Source organism: Psychrobacter sp. BF1 (assembly GCF_019279065.1).
Lineage (GTDB): Bacteria > Pseudomonadota > Gammaproteobacteria > Pseudomonadales > Moraxellaceae > Psychrobacter > Psychrobacter urativorans.
Genome location: NZ_JAGYWV010000005.1, coordinates 217,405 through 236,860, shown reverse-complemented (window position 1 = coordinate 236,860; position 19,456 = coordinate 217,405). Strand labels below are relative to the sequence as shown.

Genomic DNA, 19,456 nt, shown 5'->3' with positions numbered 1-19,456 from the left:
TTAAGTCAAAAACAATAAAAACAGACTCATATCTAACCCCCTTTGCTGACGACAATAGCATGATGGCCCCACCTGATCCCTTCTCGAACTCAGAAGTGAAACATCATCGCGCCAATGGTAGTGTGGCTCCGGCCATGTGAGAGTAGGTCATCGTCAGCTTTCTATTCTTAGATAAAGCCCCCAACGTTAATTCGTTGGGGGCTTTTCTTTTGTTGGGATAAAGTCAGTCGCTAAAATTATACTCTTAAATGTTTGAGGTTTAATACTGTATTAGCTAAAAGTTATTGGTTGAACTTTTAATGTTATATTAGTAATATATTGTGTCAACACAAGATCACTTGAAGTAATACATTGTTAACAATTATATAGAGAAAGTATATTGGGCAGTTTTTCCACACATTGTTTTAGAACTTTTAAGAATTTTATAGGTGAACTTACAGCTACATCAGCAGGAATCTATGTGGCTGTTCAGCATACTGATAAATCAGCCTTAGAGTTAAATACTGAGTTCAATGACCCTTGGTCTATAATTGCAGACAGATTTAATGTTAAAGTAGATGGATTGCAGTCAGAACGAGTTTTGGGTAGTGCTGCAAAGCTAAATATTGTCAATGTATATAGTGGATTAGATCTCTATTTAACTGCCTATCGCAAAGAGTATGAGAATCTTTTTCAAACTGATTGGAAAAATGATCCAAAAAAAACTCCAATTGACAAATTTCGTAGCAATATAGACGTCAATGATATTGAAAGTGTATCAAATATAAACTCTCATATACTTAAATTAATCGACTATTATAGACTAGTTAGAAATGCAACTGTTCACCCATCTAAAGAAAATAGGCTTTCAGTTGACAGATTTTTTAAGAGAGAAAGTGATAGCTTTGTCTTAATAAGAAATCAATACGGTATGGTTAGTGCACCGAATAGTTTTGATTCTTTGAATTTTCATGATGCAAAGTTATTCACTAATATTTTATTGGATATTCTTCCTTTATTCGAAGAAAAGCTAGATCCAGGAGATAAACGATTAAAAGAGACTATACCTTTAAAAACTTGGTCAACCCAAGCAGAAATTAGACGAAAGAATTATGCAATAGGTTTTCTAAGAAGTGAGTATGGTATTTCCTATGAGAGATGCGAAAAAATACTGGCCTACTAGCTTAATGGTAAAGTATCCCCCTTCAAGAGTATTTTTAAAACAAGATTACTCTTGAAGGGGAGGATTCTAGTTCGATTCTGGAGTAAGCCACCATTATTAATAATTATTTAGAGTTCTATAGCAATAGCATAATGGCTCTACCTGATCTCTTCCTGAATTCAGAAGTGAAACATCGTAGCGCCAATGGTAGTGTGGTTCGCCCATGTGAGAGTAAGTTTTCGTTAACTCTTTATTCTTGATAAGCCCCTTTTGCTAACGCAAAAAGGGCTTATTTTTATGCATAGTTTTAGCTATACTTTTATTCTTAAAATATACTCTATGTTATTGAGATGGTTTTCAAACTGCTGTAATTTTAAGGTGCGGTATAAAAAGGAACAACTTTATGTTGCTAGATTGCTCTACATTCGACACAGCCTTGTCATCTATATGTAAAATATTTGATGTTACAGAAGTCAAAATTTTAAGAGTTCTTTCTAAAGTTATAAATGATGAGGAAAAAGAAATTAAAGAAATTTTGGATGATATTTATTTCTCAGTAATAAGTGAGATAGGAATACCTAATAACACTTTTGAAGTTTTGTGGTTTCATGGTACACGTGTGAAGGACATAAATTCATTTCACGAATATGGAATACTTACCAAAAAAGCAATGTATCCTAAGCTCTGTATAATGTTAAAGTCTTTATCAGGTGGTCTTGTAGCTTCGGGAAGTTATATTAATAATGTTTCTGTCTCTGCTAAATCTAATATAAATGATGAAGGTCCTTTTGCTTTTATGATTAGATGTTTAGCAATAGCAGCTCCTGATTCATACCACAATTATACTCAAGTACCTGAGTTAGTTGAGGACATTGCAGGTAGTCTACTTGGAGAAAACTATTATCAACTAGTTTCGCGTTTCCAAAATAGTACTATCCCTTGCCTAGTTTCGTTCACTGCGAAACCAATAGGTAATGAAGTCTCAAGGGCATTATTTTTTTTAAAATTGGTTCAAGATGGTAAAAATGAAATTGAAGCTAGCTCGATTGCAAATATATTTTTTGATTCATTAGGAGATTCAATAACAGTAGACAGGATCATAGGTGTTGAAAGGTTGTAATACGTGAATAATAATGCTGTCTAAAAATTTGCATTGTTTCCTGAAATCATTCCATTCACTCATTCACTAAAACAACTCCCCAACCTCAACCAATTCCTCAAAATCAAAACCCAATTGCTGCCCTTTAAGTAGTCGCATCTGTTCAATACGCTGTTTACGTCCTGCTATTAGTCTTAGCACGTCACGACGCTGTTCATTGGTCATACTCAGCCATAGTTGACGCTCGGTACGACTGCGCAGACAGCCGAAGCAATAGCCCTTTTTATTGCTAGTGCAAACACTAACGCAGGGACTGGCAATATCAAACAATTCGATTTGTTGAGTCATGGCGATATCACGCTCATTGTGCGGTCTTTTAATACATAATACTGCACTTTCATAAAAAATACACTTATGCAAAAACAGCTGGATTAATAGCTCTATTATGCCTCTACTGCTTATCAGTGTGCCATATTGCTATTATTACTCTAGATCGCTATATGCTATGATTTTTAGCATAGACTAAATTCTTATCATAAAACAAAAACAAATCTAACAAGTGAGCAAAGACATGAACCTTATCTATATTCATGGGCTAGATAGTGACGCCAATTCTACCAAGGGTCTGTTATTAGAGGAATACTGCCAACAGCACCATGCTGACATTAAAGTGCATCGCCCTGATCTCAATCAACCACCGAAAATAGTCTTTGATAAATTATTGCAGTTAGTGGCAGAGCTAGATATTGAGGCTGAAGTTGTGCTGGTCGGCAGCTCATTAGGCGGTTACTTCGCTACTTTGGTCAGTAATGAAACAGGTTGTCCTGCGCTGCTTATTAATCCAAGTACTTTACCGCATATTACCTTACAACGTTTTGAAGCTGATAAGAGTGCTGATACCTTAAAGACAGATAATGATAAGGACAAGGTGCTGCATACTACTGATGGCGGCTGGTCTATCACTAAAGCTGATTTGCAGTGGTTCGCTCATCACCAACTCTTATCGGTTGATAATCCGAGTCAAGTTACGGTGCTGCTAAAAAAAGGCGATGAATTACTCGATGCTAATCTATCAGCAGCGTTTTATAAGCATCAAGGTGCGACGGTGATTATGCAAGCAGGTGGTGATCATCGCTTTAGTGATTTTAAAGAGCATTTACCGGAAGTTTTTGAAATACTAAAACAACTATAGCTAGCGTAGCTTACCAAAAGAGGCGACATTATATGACGTACGCTGATAACTATCGGCCTTTAGTATAGGGTTTTTGGTTATAATAACGAGATAGCATTTATCGTTTTTAGATATTAAGGAAAGTATTTGTGAGCGAATATACGGCACAATCGTTAGAAGTTTTAGAAGGGCTTGAACCAGTACGTCGCCGTCCTGGTATGTATACTGATACTACTCGTCCCAATCATCTGGCGCAAGAAGTCATCGATAACTCAGTAGATGAAGCATTAGCAGGTTATGCAAAAACCATTAAAGTGCATCTGTATGAGGATGGGTCGTTATCAGTGGAAGATGATGGCCGTGGTATGCCGACGGATATTCATCCTGAGTTTAAGCAAACCGGTATTGAGATTATTTTAACTCGTCTGCATGCTGGCGGTAAGTTTTCGACCTCTAACTATCAAGTTTCAGGTGGTCTGCATGGAGTAGGTATTTCAGTAGTTAACGCCCTGTCCACACGCCTTGAAGTTACCGTTTGGCGTGATGCTATCCAGTATGATATGGCACTTGAGAATGGCGCACCTGTAACCGAATTGGTCGAGTCGGTCAGCCCTAACAAGCGTAAGCGCGGTACTAAAGTACATTTTTGGGCGGATGGCAGTTTTTTTGATAGCCCTAAATTCAATATTAAGCAGCTCAAGCATAATTTAAAAGCAAAAGCAGTATTAGCCGCTGGTCTTACTATTGAGTTCGTTGATGATATTAATAACGAAAAGATCGTTTGGCAGTTCACTGACGGGGTCGTTGAGTATTTAGGTGAGCAGCTAGATGGCCTTGAGACGCTGCCAGAAGTGCCTTTTTATTATCATCATGAAGCTCAAGATGGTGCACGGGCAGGAATTACTTTTGCCTTGTCGTGGTTACCTGAAGGTGGCACACCAGTGCAAGAGAGCTATGTGAACCTTATTCCTACCGCCCAAGGGGGTACGCACGTAAATGGTCTACGTACTGGTATCTTAGAGGCGTTACGTGAGTTCTGTGATATTCATAACTTGCTACCTCGCAGTGTGAAGCTGACTGCAGAGGACGTATGGGATGGAATTAACTATATCTTATCGCTAAAATTCTCTGAGCCGCAATTTTCAGGACAGACTAAAGAGCGTCTTTCTAGTCGGGAAGCTGCTGGAGCCGTACAAACTTTAGCCAAAGATGCCTTTAGCTTATGGCTTAACAAACATGCTGATTTAGGTACACAAATAGCTGAGCTGGCGATTAACAAAGCTGGTCGTCGTCTTAAATCCGCTAAAAAAGTCGCTCGTAAAAAGATTACTCAAGGCCCAGCCTTACCCGGTAAGTTGGCAGACTGTCGTGGTGATTTACGTGATGGGGCAGAGTTGTTTTTGGTAGAAGGGGATTCAGCTGGTGGTAGTGCTAAGCAAGCACGAGATCGCCATTATCAGGCGATATTGCCCTTACGCGGTAAGATTCTAAATACTTGGGAAGTATCTTCCGATACGGTACTATCGAGCCAAGAGATCCATGATATTGCTATTGCTATCGGTGTTGATCCCGCCTCTGATGATCTGTCTGAACTGCGCTATGACAAAGTCTGTATCTTAGCCGATGCCGATTCGGATGGCCTGCATATTGCTACCCTGATTTGCGCCTTGTTTGTAAAGCATTTCCCAGCGCTAGTGGATGCCGGTCATCTATTTGTGGCAATGCCACCTTTGTATCGAGTGGATGTGGGTCGAGAGGTGCACTATGCTTTAGATGAGCCAGAGCTTCAGCATATATTAGCCCAAGTCCCAGGTAATAAAAAAGCGCAAATCACTCGCTTTAAAGGTCTGGGAGAAATGAGCGCTGAGCAGCTGCGAGAAACTACTATGAATCGTGATACTCGTCGTCTCGTGCAGTTAGATATGGATGATATGGTATTGACTAATAGTGTGATGGATATGCTATTAGCCAAAAAACGCTCAGCTGATCGTAAGTCATGGCTAGAAGACAAAGGCAACTTGGCTGATATAGCGTTGTAAGCTACTGTTTTTATAGCATAATATATTATATATTAATAGGTTTTTTAGTGCTAATAATCCATAAGGTTATTGTTGGACAAAAGCCTATAAAAGATAATTTAGTAAGCTTAGGTTGATGTTATGATGGCAGTATATTTTTATTATGCGGTGCCATTATGACATCCAAGTCTGCAACACATTCTAAGATCGCTCGCTCTAAAAAACTCCCTAAATTGACCAGAAAAGATTTAGGGAATTTAGTCCCTAAGCGCAATGGCAGCATTGTGCCTCCCATTTCGTCGTGGCTGATGAAAGTTGCTGGTTGGCGCACAGTCGGTGAAATACCTAATATTTCACAAGCAGTAGTACTAGCGCTACCGCATACCTCTAACATTGATGGCGTTTATGCACTTCCTTCTCTGTTTGCGTTAGATATAAAAATCAGCATTATGGGTAAGCATACTTTGTTTAAAGTGCCCGTATTAAAGCAGTTACTACAGTGGATGGGCATAATACCTATTGATCGTAGTGACAAAGGCTCAGTGCTACAAACCAGTATTGATAAATTCAAAAATGGCGAACCACTATTTTTAGGTTTATCGCCTGAAGGCACGCGTGACTATACTGAAAGCTGGAAAACTGGATTTTATTATCTAGCACTAGGCGCTAATGTGCCGATTTTGCCAGTGGCGCTTGATTACAATACTAAAGAAGTACGCTTTTTATCTCTGGTATATCCTACTGGCGATATCGAAGCTGACTTGCCAAAGATTTATGAGCAATATCGTGGTGTGCTGCCTAGACATCCTGAGCGTCTATCGCAGCCGCTACAGGACATCAACAACACTATTGAATAATCAGTTAGCACTAATGATCGGTTAAAACTGTGGCTGACCATTTGAAGCGCTAACGCCGCCATCAACAGGTAGATTGACGCCAGTGATCATAGCCGCATCGTCACTGGCTAAAAAGGTAATAGCTGCAGCGATATCTTCAGGGCTGGCAAGGCGACCAAGGGGACAGCGGGCTAAAAATTTCTCAGTCTTAATTTCATTATCTTGAATGGCGCTAGTCATGTTGGTTTTAGTTACGCTCGGGTTGACGGCATTCACTCTCACCCCATCAACGCCATGATCTAGCGCTAAAGTTCGAGTTAGATTACTGACACCAGCTTTTGCGGCGTTGTAAGCTGCCATGTTCCAGTCACCGCCGACCCCAGAGAGCGAGGAGACATTAACAATGTTACCTTTGGAGGCGATTAACTGAGGCATAGCCGCTTTGCAAACGTAGAAAGTACCGTTTAGATTAATATCTATGGCCGATTTCCACTGTTCAGCAGACAGTTCAGTTATTTTACCTTGAGTTGCTTTGCCAGCGTTATTCACTAGCACATCAATCCTGCCGAATTTTTCTACTACTAGTGCTATCATTTCTTGCACTTGGTCTTCTGTACTAATATCACAAACCACCGTTAAATAATTATCAACGTGAATCCAAGTACGATCTTTGGGAAACTCTTTAGCAGTGTCTTGCAAGGTCTTAAGAGTACGGCCCACTAATACCACATTAGCGCCTTCATTGGCGAAGCGTAGGGCGGTTGCACGGCCTATTCCTGAGCCGGCTCCAGTAACAATAACCGTTTTTTCTTTAAAGCGTTTCATGATCTCTAATCCTTGTGGTCATAAAGCAGGGTTTTATGAATGCATTTAATAATTGGTTAAAATACTATATTTTTACTTCTTGGTATATGGTGTTTCATCATAGCAAGTCATGATTATGAAAGCGACAGCTTGTCAGGCAGACATTTATTGCCTTTAGCCTGAATGACATTATATTGTTAACAGTTCTAGCCATCATAAGTGATAACTATAGGGCTAGTAGCTGCTAATGTCTCGATTAATAGCGTAAGGGCTTGATAAGCACCCACAAAAAAAGACAGCCTAAGCTGTCTTTTTTATATCGATAAATAGACGTCTATAAAAGCTTATAGGTTAGTATCATCATCAACTAAACCGGTACCAGGCAATAAGCTCTTTTTAGCATTATTACTAATATCGGTAGTATTAGTATGAAGAGTACTAGTATCTACGATATCTGTGCGCAAATCGTTAGTAGAAGTTGTTGCTGCTGAAGGCGTGTTATCACGAACAGACTCTGCAACTTTTTCTTGAGTAGATTTACTAGGAGTAAGTGCTGATTTTGCTTTAGCTTCTTTATGTTCATCATCCATCTTATCTTGCATTTTACGCAGGAAACGACCGGCAGCTTCTTGACCACCAAGACCGAATGATAGAGCAAAAGCTACTGCTACTGCGCCTAAAGTTAGACCAAATGCTAAGTTAACGATAGAGTCAGCGATACCCATGGCTTTTAGACCCATAGCTAATACTAAGCCCATAATTAATACACGGACGATATTGGCTAGGAATTGTGAGCCTTTTTCAGAACGTTCAACCACACCAGCAATGATATTAGCAAGCCAGAAACCGATGAATAGGATAACTGCGCCTAATATGATGTTGGCACCGAAAGCGATAAACATAGTAATAATAGCGGAGATAGGTTCGAAACCTAACAAATCAGCTGCGGCGATAGCAGCAAACAACATAGCGAAGAAGATAATCGCATAGCCAACTAGATCAGAGATCTTTTTGTCGCCCATGGTTTCTTGCAAACCTACTTTGGCAGGCAATTGATTGATCTGAGTGTTCTCTAATAAGCCTTTGATGATGTTAGCGACCATACGTATGACATAATACGTCACTACTAAGATAGCAGTTGCCATAAAGATATTAGGCAGTGCTTCCATGATCTTATTAAGCATGTTGGTTGCAGGACGAGCGATTACTTCAATTTTCAAAGCATTTAAGGCCGCGATGATAGTTGGAATAATGACTACTAAGAACGCTAAAGAACCAGCGATATTAGGTAAGCTGTTTTGCTGACTTAAACCTGCTTTTGAAGCAAGTTCTTGTACATTAAAGGTAGAAACAAGATTGGTTACAATACCACGTACAACCTTGGCGATGATATAACCCACCACAAAGACCACACCAGCAATAAGAATATTGGGGATAAAGTCAAAAATCTTGCCAACCATGTTAGTTAATGGAGCAAACAAACCATCAAGCTCTAATTGACCTAAAACCATAGTTAGTACGATTAATAAAATGAACCAATAAACTATGTCAGCGATAGTGCTGCTCATAGGCTTAACGCCAGCATGACTGCTTAGGCGCTCATCCATAGTCGTTTTAGCTAACGCTGCAGTAATAGCAGTACGTACTACAGTGGCGACAACCCAACCAATGATACCAACAGCAATAGCTGCAATAAGATTAGGGATAAATGACAAGACTTGACCTACCATATTTGCAAATGGTGCTGAAATAGAATTTAAGTTCAGTTGATCGAGTGCCATGGAAATAGCGATAATAAAAATAAACCAAAACACGATTTTAGAAATAATACCTTCTAAGTCGTAAGATTTACCTGTTGAGGTGTTCATGCGCTGATTGATATTAATTCTTGCTAATACATTACGTACTAGCGACGCTATACCAAGGGCAACCAGCCAACCAATGATAAAAATCAAAATAGCACCGATGATAGAGCCGATTGGCCCGCCAAGATAACCATTAAACGATGTAAGCATTGGATTCATCCTTTGTTCCTCTAATTATAATATGTTAACAGTGAGGAGTTTAGCTCTTAAAGATTGTTAACATATAAATAGTATTTTTAATTAAAATTATTCTTGCGCTGATTTCATTGCTGAGCAGTAAAATCGTATTGTTGTGAGTAGCTAATAATAGGTATCAAAATAGACAATAGTCGTTAACTACTTAAGTACTGACATAACTACAGTATATACAATAACAGTAGCTATATATTTATAGTAAAGTCTACCAATCTAAATAATTGATGGAATACCTTTATTTTCAGTGGCTATGCTATGGATAGAAGTGCTTTAAGAATGGGCGACTATTATATTAACTCATACTGTCAGTGTTAATGAATAACCTGATAGAAGGTGGATATAAAGTTTACTCGGTAAGAATTTACATAAGATTGGTCATATTTTAGCAATTGAAATACTAATTCACAGATTATGAGTCATTATTTAACTAAATTCAGCTTAGCCGATCTAGCGGTATAGTTAAAGATAGAATGATTAACATCGCACTATAGTTGTGTGATAACTTGTTATCTTAGCTATCATAATTAACAAGAACTATACACTGTATCGATAATTTCATCTTATTAATAGCCCATAAAACTAAGATTTGTTATGATGTGATTCAGGTAAAAACTAATTAATGTTCTGATCATTCGAGAGTAATATATGAAAAAAATCACCACTTTGACTTTTAGTGTGCTGGCCAGTGCTATGCTATTAACTGGTTGTAATACTAATACCAAAGAAACTGCTGCCGCTAGCATATCAGTAACTGAGCAAAGTACAGCTGAACAAAAAGTAGGCTATAGCTTGGGTTATATGATGGCTGAAGGCAACAAAGAGTCTATTGCTGATTTAGACATCGATACCTTTGAAAAAGGCTTCCGTGATGGTTACGAAGGCAGTAAGTCAGCTTTGACTAAAGAACAAATGGAAAAAGTATTGACGGACTATCAAAAAGTACAAGAGGAGAAGTTTGTGAAAGATATGGCAACTAAAACTGCAGAGAATAAAACTAAGGGCGCAGCATTTTTAGCTGAGAACGCTAAAAAAGAAGGGGTTAAAGTAACCGCTTCAGGCCTACAATATAAAGTGTTGACTCCTGGTACTGGCAAATCACCAAAAGCTACTGACGTAGTCGAAGTAAACTACGAAGGTAAATTGATTGATGGTACAGTGTTCGATAGCTCATATGAGCGTGGCGAACCAGTTGAATTCCCGTTGAACCAAGTTATTGCTGGCTGGACTGAAGGCGTTCAGTTAATGAAAGAAGGTGCAAAGTATGAATTCTATATCCCTTCTGATATTGCTTATGGCGAGGCTGGCAATCAAGGCATCGACCCTAACAGCACGTTAGTATTTGTCGTTGAACTACTAAAAGTAAAATAATTGAAAATACAATAACTGAAAATACAATAACTGAAAATAACACTGTATTTTAATAAGTTATTTTAACCTTATAAAAAAAGCCCTCATATTTATAGTATGAGGGCTTTTTTTATAAGGCTAATAGCGGACATTAAAGCGACTATCTATAGCTTTTTCTGGAATACTTTAGAGTTACGTCCATTATGGTATTGCTGCTGTCGGGATTCAGGTAAAGCACTAGCGTCAACTTCTACAAAGCCTTGCTCTACAAACCAATGCGCAGTACGAGTAGTCAATACAAAAAGTTTGAGTAGTCCATGACTGCGAGCTTGTTGCTCCAAAAATGCCAATAGATCAGTACCGCGACTGCCTTTACGATAATCAGGATGGACGGCGACACAAGCCACTTCTGCTGAATCGTCATCTAATGGATGCAATGCGGCGCAGCCTAAAATCATACCATCACGTTCAATCACACTATACAGATCAATCTCTTGCTCTAAGCGCTCGCGTGAACGGGCTACTAGAATGCCTTGATCTTCTAAAGGGGCTAATAATTCTGTCAGACCAACGACGTCATCGATATTGGCATGGCGAATTTCTTCATAAGGGTCATGGCTAATTAGAGTGCCAGAACCATCACGAGTGAATAATTCTTCCAGCAGGGCACCGTCTTTGGCATATGAGATGATATGGGTGCGATGCACTCCCTGACGGCAGGCACTACTAGCACAATGTAAGAAATAATTAATTTCATTATTAATATCACGCTCACGCAAGAAGCGATCGACTTCATTAGGAATCATCTCATGAAGTGGGCGACCATTGTCATTAATATCAGCCTCTTCGCCTAAGAAAATAAGCTTATCTGCGCCTAGCGCTACTGCGGCACTAAGAGCGACGTCTTCAGCCAAGAGATTGAATACTTCGCCAGTAGCTGAAAAACCCATTGAGCCTAGAATAACAATATGATTATGCAGCAGATTGTTTTTTATCGCATCAATATCTATCGAGCGAACTTCCCCAGTCATCTGATAGTCAACGCCGTCACGAATACCGTATGGGCGTGCTGTGACAAAATTGCCTGAGACAGCATCGATACGCGAGCCATACATAGGAGAGTTGGCCAAGCCCATTGATAGCTGCGCCTCAATTTGCAGACGAATAGCACCAACCGCTTGTAGAATAGGCGGCATCGCTGTACGTGGTGTGACTCGAATGTCTTTATGCAGTGGCGAGACAATACCAGCTTCTTGGAGACTATTCTCAATTTGTGGTCGCGCACCATGCACTAGTACCAGCTTAATACCTAAGCTATGCAATAACGCAAAATCATGGATAAGCGTACTAAAATTTGCATGTTTAACCGCCTCACCACCAAACATAATCACGAAAGTTTTGCCGCGATGAGTATTGATATAGGGAGCAGAATTACGGAACCAATGGACGTATTCAGGGTTTATCTTTGGCATGGCGCTAGTAGTCATAGTAGGAACACGAAGTATTAGAAAGAAAAAGGAAGGTTGAGTAAAGTTTTTATCGACTCTAAAGATTTACCATAGCAAAAAATAGGGTTGTGAGCTATCTTTTTATTTTAGAGTGCTAAGTCCAATTTTATACACAACCTAAACACGGGGTTAATATACCTATAAATACTTTTTGCTATGCTAATAGCTGTTATATTCTCTATATCTTAAAAACAATATAAAGTATAAGATTATGATAAAGATGCAGCCCTTTAGTGACTGATCGATAGTAATCGATATTCAGTGACTAATTTAAGCAGCCAAAAAGTCGCCTTTGAACTTGTAATCCTCTATTTTTATTAGTGTGGTTTTACCGACACCTTAATTAGGAACCCTAGATATCATGAAAAAAACCAACTCTTTTGCTAATCCTTTTGCCGCTTGGAGCGGTCATCGTCTATTCCATGTCGTTGCCGGTACGTTAGTTGGCGCAATGGTAGTTACGCAGGCGTCAGCTATGCTCCCAACGCCAGAAGCGGCTACTAATAACCCTGTCGCTATGCAAGTCTCAAGCAATAACACTAGTTCAAATGCTCAGGCGATCACTAGCAGAATCACTGCTTCGCTTATTAGTGTTGATGCTAACGGCCAAGAGCTGTTGGTTCCGGTAAATGAAAATACGCGTTTGCAGTCTGGTAATATCTTAGAGTATCAAGGGTTTTTTACTAATACCAATGCCGATCGCGTACGCAAGATGACTGTTAGTCTAAGCATTCCGCAACAAGTTGAGTTGTTGGGTGCTGTTACACCAGACTTTGCTTTTGCTAGTGTTGATGGTAATGCTTTTGCACGTATGCCACTACGAGGACAAGTCAATGGTCAGACTCAAGAGATACCATTACAATACTATCAGGCGCTACGCTGGAATCTAGAAGGGGTTGGCTTAAATGATACGGTGATGGTTAAATATCGTGCCCGAGTTAAATAAGTTACTTTAATTTTAAATCTGAAGCTAAATCTGAAGCTAAATCTAAAGTACAAGTCGATAGCCATTTTGTCGATTCAGTATCTAAAAGCACTATCATTGCTTATGGTAGTGCTTTTTTTTGCCATGTTTTTAGCTAGTCCTTTATTAGTACTCAGTTGAATAGTCCGCTAAGTGTCATCGTTCTTTCATATTCAGCAAGTACTATTATTAGTAGTGATATAACGAACTGTAGACAAGCGCAGTCAGCAGTCGCTCACTATTACGGCCAACTATTCATCAATAAGGACATTGCCAATGCTTGATGCCAACCATGCCTCGATACTAGCTAATAAAGATCAGCTGATCACTAAGTGGATAACAGTCGCGCCAGCAGACCAAAAATTAAGGCGTAAGCTAGCCCGTACCGCTATAAGCTTAGTGATGCCAGCCTTTTTTATAACTGGGTTAGCAGCTTGCAATGAGGATAACAATGGTATTAACGGTATGGGTGGTGGTATAGGCACTGGTGATGTTTCTGTAGGCAGCGTTTACTCTAAAGTGAATTTTGTACCTGCTGGTAGTTATGTCCATGGCAGCTTTGATGAGTCTGCTGCTGAAATTATTGCTTTTCATCCTGCTAGCCGACGCTCTTTTGTGGTCAATGCTCAAAATAAAAAGGTTGATGTGATTGATTTAACTGACATCAATAGTCCGACGTTTATAAGCTCGCTTGATGTAGCCGATATTGGTAGTACAGTGAATAGTGTGGCGGTGCATGGTGACATTGTGGCGCTTGCAGTACAAGCCAATATCAAGACGGATAAAGGTCATGTGGTACTGTATAACGCTAGTACTTTAGAGCGTATTAGTAGTATTGAGGTAGGCGCGCTACCGGATATGGTGACTTTTACTGCTGATGGCAATACGCTACTAGTGGCCAACGAAGGGGAGCCCGATGATGACTATATTATTGATGCTGAAGGCTCAGTAAGTGTGATTAATATTATCGATATCAATCGTCCTATCGTCAAGACCGCTAGCTTTGATAGCTATAATTCGCAGAAGCAGAGCTTAATCGATTCTGGTGTGCGCATCTTTGGTCAAAAAGCAGATGGCTCGATGAGTTCTGTAGCTGAAGATTTAGAGCCGGAGTATATTGCAGTGTCGCAAGATGGCAAGACTGCTTATGTGAGCTTACAAGAGAATAATGCCATTGCCTTGATTGATATTAATAGCGCTACAGTAACGGGTATTAAGGCGCTAGGGGCTAAAGATCATGCCCAAGTCAGTAACGAGTTAGACGTGAGTGATAAAGATGGCGCTATCCATATTACTACTTGGCCTATTATGGGCATGTATATGCCAGACGCCATAGCTACTTACTCTATCGGTAAAAAAACTTATTTGGTGACTGCCAATGAAGGTGATGCACGCGAGTGGGGTAACTTTAGCGAAGAGATGCGATACCCAAAAGGGCAAGTTAACACTGGCAAGTATGATGCTTCTGCGTGTCATGGACTGGACTGCGCAGATAAAAAAGCGCTAGGTAGGTTGGCCTTTTCATCAGTCATGGGCCGTGGTAATGATGGACTTTATAATACCTTATATAGTTTTGGCGCACGCTCTTTTAGTATTTGGGACACTGAGAATATGAGCACGCCTATCTATGATAGTGGCAGTCTCATGGAAAAATACATCGCTGAAAAATACCCTAATAACTTTAATGCTAGTAATGATAATAATGGCTTCGATAATCGTAGTGATAATAAAGGAGTAGAGCCTGAAGGCGTCACTATAGGTCAAGTCGGCTCGCAGACTATCGCTTTTGTAGGGCTTGAGCGTATCTCTAGTATAATGGCGTTTGATGTGACTGATCCCATAAACGTCAAACTGCTCGGTGAAATAAATACCCGTAGCTTTGATGACGCCAAATTATCGGCTGCCCATGCAGGGACGGCACTGGCTAATGCTGATGGCGATTTAGGCCCTGAGGGTTTGACCTTTGTCTCTAGTAAAAATTCGCCGTCTGGCAAACCGCTGTTATTGGTTGGCTTTGAGGTCAGTGGTAGCTCAAGAGTATTTGAATTAGATTTTCTAAAGTAAAAGTAATAGCGCACTCATATTCCTATGAGTATGGCTGGTGCAACTTGATATAAAAACAGGTTACGGCATTACTGTTGATCATTGAATTCTAATCGACTCCCCATAAGCTAACTATCGCTTATGGGTTTTTTTATCGCTCAAGATTATCCCGAGCCGCTAGAGCATTAATAAATAGGAGTTTACGCACTGAGGCAGGCTACTAAAGCAGGTTGCATCTTTACAAGTAGATACTGCTGCTAGCAATTAACTTAAAGAGTAGTGTACTTACTATTCGACTTCTCAGCGATCAATTGCTTGATAACCTTAATTTGTGAGGTAGTAGCCGTTCGACCTGCCTCGATCAAGGCACGACGTTGGCTGCTATCTAAAGAGCTAATATGACCGACGTCAGGAGTAATCACCACATCTGCCCGCTGCAGCTCGCCCGCTTTTGAGCGACTGCTGTTAGCAGCACCAGCATTGGCTGTAGACGCAACATTATTCTCTAACAAGCCCCAAAAGCTGGTTAGCGATGTGAGTGAACTCAGTTTCGATAGCTTATTAGCATTATTGCTCGAAGCAGGTGCTGTAACATCAACGGCGATAACCATATCCGCTCCCAATTCAATAGCACTATCAACTGGCACAATACTGATCACCCCACCATCAATATATTTTTTGCCAACAGTCTCTGGAATGCGTGGGGCAATAAAAATATTAGGCACGCTACAAGAGGCTTGTACAGCTAGTCCAGCATTGCCAGTAGTGAACACCGCCTTTCTTAAACTGTCTTTTTCTGCTGCTACAGCGGCAAAGGTAATAGGGAAATCCTCTATCGACTGCCCAGCTACTTTGGCGTTGATAAAGTTTTTGAGCTTAATACCTTGAATAAAGCCTTGATTGGATAGGGTGAAATCTATCAAGTCACTATCCGGAGTAGTTACCGCTAATTGCTCAAGATCATCAGCCGTCATGCCACTAGCGTAGAGACTACCAATTAAACTGCCCATGCTAGTACCCACTATTAACGTTGGGGTAATCCCATTCTCTTGCAACGCCTGAATGACCCCTACATGAGCGAAGCCTTTGGCACCGCCACCACCTAATACTAGAGCGACACTAGGTGCTTTTATAGCCGATTGAGTAGCGGAAACGGTGGGTGTCAGGCTGCTACAAGCGCCAGTAAACAGCGTCAAGGTTACGACAAGACTTAGACGCATAGAGAGCTTAGTAGTTAATAATACAGGCATAAAAAACCTTAATATAAAATTATTTTAATAAAAATGTTAGTATCTTAAGTGGTTAACAAATCAAAAAAACACTACTGTTTAATGCTTAGCATAATTCATTATATTATCAGCTATAATGCTAAGAGTAAGTTTTTTGCTAGCGGATTGATTATTATAATTTAATAGTATTAACTTCGCTGTCATAAGCTATGCCATCCTAAGCCGAAAGTATTAGGCAGAATAAATACTTTAAGCCACAGCCTAATGGTTTACGCTTAGACTGTCCTTAATAGCAGAGTCATATTGTTAGGATCTTTAATGCCCACACCTGCAACACAGTCAATCATCCGTCCTATAAATAACCAGCCTGCCTCAGCATTGGATATGTCGATATCTGCGCTGGGGGGTGTTGGACCCAAAGTCGCTGAGCAATTGGCACAATTGGGTATCGTACGCATATTTGATCTGCTTTTGCATTTGCCACGTGGCTATGAGGATCGCAGTCGTCTATTATCGATAGCTGATGTAGGGCATGGGCAAGCTGCGCTGATTACTGGTCGTGTGGTGCACGTCGATAATAAGCGTAGCGGTATGACGGTGATAATAGATGATGGTACCGGCACGGTAGGTTTAAGGTTTTTTAAGGTTTATCGTGGTCTACAACAAACCATGAGCTTAGGTACTGAGCTGCAATTATTTGGAGAAGTTAAAGTCACCCGCTATGGCAAGCAGATCCATCACCCTGAGTACCAAGTGATTACCGGCAATACGGCAGTGACCGATATTGGTTTGCAGCCTATCTATCCTACGGTAAAGGGACTGCATCAAAATAAGCTGCGTACGCTGATTAAACTGGCGCTGCAAACGGTGCGTAGTGAGGGTCTACCCATGACCTTATTAACTAGAGATGATTTTGCTACGGTTGCCGATTTGCCCTTAGCGCCTTTTCTAGCCCCGCAGATGGCAATAACCGAAGAGGTCGATGCAGAAGATGTATTTGCCACTCTGGCGCATAAAGTACCTGATAGCAGTGTTCAAAAAAACAATCCTGCTGTTTATGACCATACGCTTAGTAAGGGCCACACTACAGTCAACCCTCAGTCCGATAAGCTAGCAGCAAGCAATCTTAATAATAACGTCTATAATTTAACTATATTTGAAGCTCTAGTATTACTACATACGCCGCCTACTTATACCGATGCCACTCAGCAGTATAATCTGTTGACCCAACTAAGTGCACGTACCCACGCCGCCTGCCAGCGTTTGATCATTGAAGAGCTGACTGCTCATCAGCTAAGTTTATTGTATCGGCGTCAACAGTTGCATCAGTTTAAAGCGCCAAAATGCGCCAGCCAAAGCCCATTAACCGACAAGTTGTTTGCTGCTTTACCTTTTGAGTTAACTGGTGCCCAGCAGCGAGTTATGAAAGATATCACGGCTGATATGGCCACTTCTATTCCGATGCTAAGGTTGATACAAGGCGATGTGGGTTCTGGTAAGACTTTAGTAGCAGCTGGCGCGGCAGGTTACGCATTAGATAGTGGCTGGCAAGTGGCGGTTATGGCACCGACTGAAATTTTAGCCGAACAGCATTTATCAAATTTTAAACAGTGGTTTGAGCCGTTAGGTATTGGGGTTGGCTGGCTAGCTGGCAAGCAAACGGTAAAGCAGCGCCGCGAAGCTCTAGCAGCAGTTGCGGATAATACGGTGCAGATAGTAGTCGGTACTCATGCACTGTTTCAAGAAGCTGTGCAGTTTGCCAAACTAGGATTAGTTATTATTGATGAGCAACATCGCTTTGGGGTTGAGCAGCGTATGGCGCTGACTAACAAAGGGGTGGCTGGTAGTACGCCGCATCAGCTTATTATGACGGCTACTCCAATACCACGTACGCTGGCGATGAGTGTCTACGGTGATATGGATACCTCTATTATTGACGAGCTACCGCCAGGGCGCACACCGATCACCACGGTGACTATTGATCGTAATCGCCGTGACGAGGTCATTGAGCGTATCGCTATCAATTGCGCAGCTGGGCGACAAGCTTATTGGGTATGCTCGCTAGTAGAAGAGTCTAGTGTGCTTGATGCCCAAGCTGCTGAGGCTACTTATGAAGACTTAAATGAGCGCTTAGATATTCGTATTGGGCTAGTACATGGCAAGATGAAGTCGGTCGACAAGCAACAAATCATGCAGCAGTTTAAGGCTGGCGAGTTGGATTTACTGATTGCTACTACAGTCATCGAAGTCGGCGTTGATGTACCAAATGCCTCATTAATGGTCATCGAAAATGCTGAGCGTTTGGGTCTATCACAACTGCATCAGTTACGTGGACGAGTAGGCCGTGGCTCAACTAAGAGCTACTGTGTGCTACTTTACCAAAAGCCATTATCGGATATTGGTACTGAGCGCCTAAATGTATTGCGTGATAGCACTGATGGTTTTGTCATTGCGCAAAAAGATTTAGAGCTGCGGGGACCTGGCGAATTGCTGGGTAAGCGGCAAACAGGTAATATTGGTTATTACTTAGCGGATCTAATTCGTGATGAGCAGTTATTTGCGATTGCGCAAAGCCTAGCTAAGCATCTGATTAATGACACTGAACGCAAGGCTGATGTCAGTCAACTTATTCATCGCTGGATGCCAGAGGCAAGCCGTTATACTAATGCTTGATGTTTGATATTGATTGTGGATATTTGTGTTATTAATTAACGCCTGTATAGCCGTGTTAAAGTCATTGCAAGCTGTAGTCTAATGTCTCATTAAGGCTTGCCTCTTTTACTAACAGTCAATAAAGGTTAACTGGGAGTGTTGGCATTAGAAATGCCGTTGGGTTGGCTTTTATAAGCTATCGCTAATCCTGCAGAAAAATCGTCGCCATTATTAAAGCTAACAATGCTATCAATGCCATCAACGCCATCAAGGCCATCAACGCCATCAAGGCTACTATGACACTAATTAGGTCGCTAGCTTTATCGAAGTAGACACTTCTGTATTATCAAATACTGTTGCTACTGCCCCCTCTTCTAAAAATTCTAGATAAATCTATTATTTAAAATCCTGTTCTAAAGGCCTAGTCTCAATGACCACTCCTACGTCATTTCCCATCCTCACTCTCAATATTTTTAACAAGTTAACTTGTCCATTAAGTTATCAGTACTAGCTTTTCGCACCTATTTTATACCTGCTTTGCTTAATGATATTGTTGGGCAATAGCAGGATAGTGACTCTATAAG

The 19,456-nt window shown here is 40.7% G+C and carries 14 protein-coding genes, 1 tRNA gene and 2 rRNA genes; 12 read left to right on the top strand and 5 right to left on the bottom strand.

All coding sequences use genetic code 11. The annotated features are described in order from the left end of the window. Nucleotides 1-44: 44 nt before the first annotated feature. From rrf (KZA12_RS08200) to KZA12_RS08180, 5 genes are all read left to right on the top strand, one after another. Nucleotides 45-159: ribosomal RNA gene (rrf, locus tag KZA12_RS08200) — 5S ribosomal RNA — on the top strand. A gap of 301 nt (nucleotides 160-460) precedes the next feature. Next, on the top strand, nucleotides 461-1,162 hold the full coding sequence (locus KZA12_RS08195) for a hypothetical protein (RefSeq protein ID WP_218689889.1): 702 nt from the start codon (nucleotides 461-463) through the stop codon (nucleotides 1,160-1,162). Continuing rightward, a tRNA-OTHER gene (locus KZA12_RS08190) sits at nucleotides 1,153-1,255 on the top strand. The genes KZA12_RS08195 and KZA12_RS08190 overlap by 10 nt, the downstream gene beginning before the upstream one ends. 20 nt (nucleotides 1,256-1,275) lie before the next feature. Further along, nucleotides 1,276-1,389: ribosomal RNA gene (rrf, locus tag KZA12_RS08185) — 5S ribosomal RNA — on the top strand. A 155-nt stretch (nucleotides 1,390-1,544) separates the two neighbouring features. Then, a complete protein-coding gene (locus tag KZA12_RS08180) occupies nucleotides 1,545-2,261 on the top strand; it encodes a hypothetical protein (RefSeq protein ID WP_218689888.1) in 717 nt (238 codons plus the stop codon). Between the two features lie 66 nt (nucleotides 2,262-2,327). Here the strand turns inward: KZA12_RS08180 and KZA12_RS08175 are convergent, their stop codons facing one another. Next, nucleotides 2,328-2,588 carry a DUF1289 domain-containing protein gene (locus tag KZA12_RS08175; RefSeq protein WP_218689887.1) on the bottom strand — a complete coding sequence of 87 codons (261 nt, stop codon included), beginning with the start codon at nucleotides 2,586-2,588 and terminating at the stop codon, nucleotides 2,328-2,330. 223 nt (nucleotides 2,589-2,811) lie between these two features. Here KZA12_RS08175 and KZA12_RS08170 point away from each other — a divergent pair, with 223 nt between their 5' ends. The 3 genes from KZA12_RS08170 to KZA12_RS08160 all read left to right on the top strand — a co-directional run bounded on the left by KZA12_RS08170 (nucleotide 2,812) and on the right by KZA12_RS08160 (nucleotide 6,286). Then, the gene (locus tag KZA12_RS08170) at nucleotides 2,812-3,432 is read left to right on the top strand and encodes a YqiA/YcfP family alpha/beta fold hydrolase (RefSeq protein ID WP_218689886.1); all 621 of its coding nucleotides are present in this window, start codon (nucleotides 2,812-2,814) and stop codon (nucleotides 3,430-3,432) included. 128 nt (nucleotides 3,433-3,560) lie between these two features. Continuing rightward, nucleotides 3,561-5,450 (top strand): DNA topoisomerase IV subunit B, encoded by a 1,890-nt coding sequence (gene parE, locus KZA12_RS08165; protein ID WP_218689885.1) that lies wholly within the window; start codon nucleotides 3,561-3,563, stop codon nucleotides 5,448-5,450. Nucleotides 5,451-5,605: 155 nt separating this feature from the next. Continuing rightward, the gene (locus KZA12_RS08160; protein WP_201623392.1) at nucleotides 5,606-6,286 is read left to right on the top strand and encodes a lysophospholipid acyltransferase family protein; all 681 of its coding nucleotides are present in this window, start codon (nucleotides 5,606-5,608) and stop codon (nucleotides 6,284-6,286) included. A gap of 21 nt (nucleotides 6,287-6,307) precedes the next feature. Here the strand turns inward: KZA12_RS08160 and KZA12_RS08155 are convergent, their stop codons facing one another. Together KZA12_RS08155 and KZA12_RS08150 are read right to left on the bottom strand one after the other, a co-directional pair. Further along, a complete protein-coding gene (locus tag KZA12_RS08155; protein ID WP_201623391.1) occupies nucleotides 6,308-7,090 on the bottom strand; it encodes an SDR family NAD(P)-dependent oxidoreductase in 783 nt (260 codons plus the stop codon). Between the two features lie 323 nt (nucleotides 7,091-7,413). Continuing rightward, nucleotides 7,414-9,093, bottom strand: a complete 1,680-nt coding sequence (locus KZA12_RS08150) for a mechanosensitive ion channel (protein ID WP_201623390.1) — start codon at nucleotides 9,091-9,093, stop codon at nucleotides 7,414-7,416. A 681-nt stretch (nucleotides 9,094-9,774) separates the two neighbouring features. Between KZA12_RS08150 and KZA12_RS08145 the strand changes: the two genes are divergently transcribed. Then, nucleotides 9,775-10,497 (top strand): FKBP-type peptidyl-prolyl cis-trans isomerase, encoded by a 723-nt coding sequence (locus tag KZA12_RS08145; RefSeq protein WP_218689884.1) that lies wholly within the window; start codon nucleotides 9,775-9,777, stop codon nucleotides 10,495-10,497. Nucleotides 10,498-10,640: 143 nt separating this feature from the next. Here KZA12_RS08145 and argA read toward each other — a convergent pair whose 3' ends face one another. After that, nucleotides 10,641-11,963 carry an amino-acid N-acetyltransferase gene (gene argA / locus KZA12_RS08140; RefSeq protein WP_201623388.1) on the bottom strand — a complete coding sequence of 441 codons (1,323 nt, stop codon included), beginning with the start codon at nucleotides 11,961-11,963 and terminating at the stop codon, nucleotides 10,641-10,643. A 382-nt stretch (nucleotides 11,964-12,345) separates the two neighbouring features. On the opposite strand from argA, the gene KZA12_RS08135 reads away from it, so the two are divergent. Further along, entirely contained in the window at nucleotides 12,346-12,930 is a 585-nt protein-coding gene (locus KZA12_RS08135) for a hypothetical protein (protein WP_218689883.1), read from the top strand. Between the two features lie 294 nt (nucleotides 12,931-13,224). Next, nucleotides 13,225-15,012 (top strand): choice-of-anchor I family protein, encoded by a 1,788-nt coding sequence (locus KZA12_RS08130; protein ID WP_218689882.1) that lies wholly within the window; start codon nucleotides 13,225-13,227, stop codon nucleotides 15,010-15,012. A 248-nt stretch (nucleotides 15,013-15,260) separates the two neighbouring features. On the opposite strand, the gene KZA12_RS08125 is transcribed toward KZA12_RS08130, so the two are convergent. After that, nucleotides 15,261-16,241, bottom strand: coding sequence for a patatin-like phospholipase family protein (locus KZA12_RS08125; protein WP_218689881.1), 981 nt, complete (start codon nucleotides 16,239-16,241; stop codon nucleotides 15,261-15,263). A gap of 297 nt (nucleotides 16,242-16,538) precedes the next feature. On the opposite strand from KZA12_RS08125, the gene recG reads away from it, so the two are divergent. Continuing rightward, nucleotides 16,539-18,893, top strand: a complete 2,355-nt coding sequence (recG, locus tag KZA12_RS08120) for an ATP-dependent DNA helicase RecG (RefSeq protein WP_218689880.1) — start codon at nucleotides 16,539-16,541, stop codon at nucleotides 18,891-18,893. Nucleotides 18,894-19,456 lie beyond the last annotated feature (563 nt).

What these genes read in the sequence shown, in the direction of transcription:
- KZA12_RS08180 (WP_218689888.1), top strand. Translation starts at nt 1,545, where the DNA reads ATGTTGCTAGATTGCTCTACATTCGACACAGCCTTGTCATCTATATGT.
- KZA12_RS08175 (WP_218689887.1), bottom strand. Translation starts at nt 2,588, where the DNA reads ATGACTCAACAAATCGAATTGTTTGATATTGCCAGTCCCTGCGTTAGT.
- KZA12_RS08170 (WP_218689886.1), top strand. Translation starts at nt 2,812, where the DNA reads ATGAACCTTATCTATATTCATGGGCTAGATAGTGACGCCAATTCTACC.
- KZA12_RS08160 (WP_201623392.1), top strand. Translation starts at nt 5,606, where the DNA reads ATGACATCCAAGTCTGCAACACATTCTAAGATCGCTCGCTCTAAAAAA.
- KZA12_RS08155 (WP_201623391.1), bottom strand. Translation starts at nt 7,090, where the DNA reads ATGAAACGCTTTAAAGAAAAAACGGTTATTGTTACTGGAGCCGGCTCA.
- KZA12_RS08150 (WP_201623390.1), bottom strand. Translation starts at nt 9,093, where the DNA reads ATGAATCCAATGCTTACATCGTTTAATGGTTATCTTGGCGGGCCAATC.
- KZA12_RS08145 (WP_218689884.1), top strand. Translation starts at nt 9,775, where the DNA reads ATGAAAAAAATCACCACTTTGACTTTTAGTGTGCTGGCCAGTGCTATG.
- argA (WP_201623388.1), bottom strand. Translation starts at nt 11,963, where the DNA reads ATGACTACTAGCGCCATGCCAAAGATAAACCCTGAATACGTCCATTGG.
- KZA12_RS08135 (WP_218689883.1), top strand. Translation starts at nt 12,346, where the DNA reads ATGAAAAAAACCAACTCTTTTGCTAATCCTTTTGCCGCTTGGAGCGGT.
- KZA12_RS08130 (WP_218689882.1), top strand. Translation starts at nt 13,225, where the DNA reads ATGCTTGATGCCAACCATGCCTCGATACTAGCTAATAAAGATCAGCTG.
- KZA12_RS08125 (WP_218689881.1), bottom strand. Translation starts at nt 16,241, where the DNA reads ATGCCTGTATTATTAACTACTAAGCTCTCTATGCGTCTAAGTCTTGTC.
- recG (WP_218689880.1), top strand. Translation starts at nt 16,539, where the DNA reads ATGCCCACACCTGCAACACAGTCAATCATCCGTCCTATAAATAACCAG.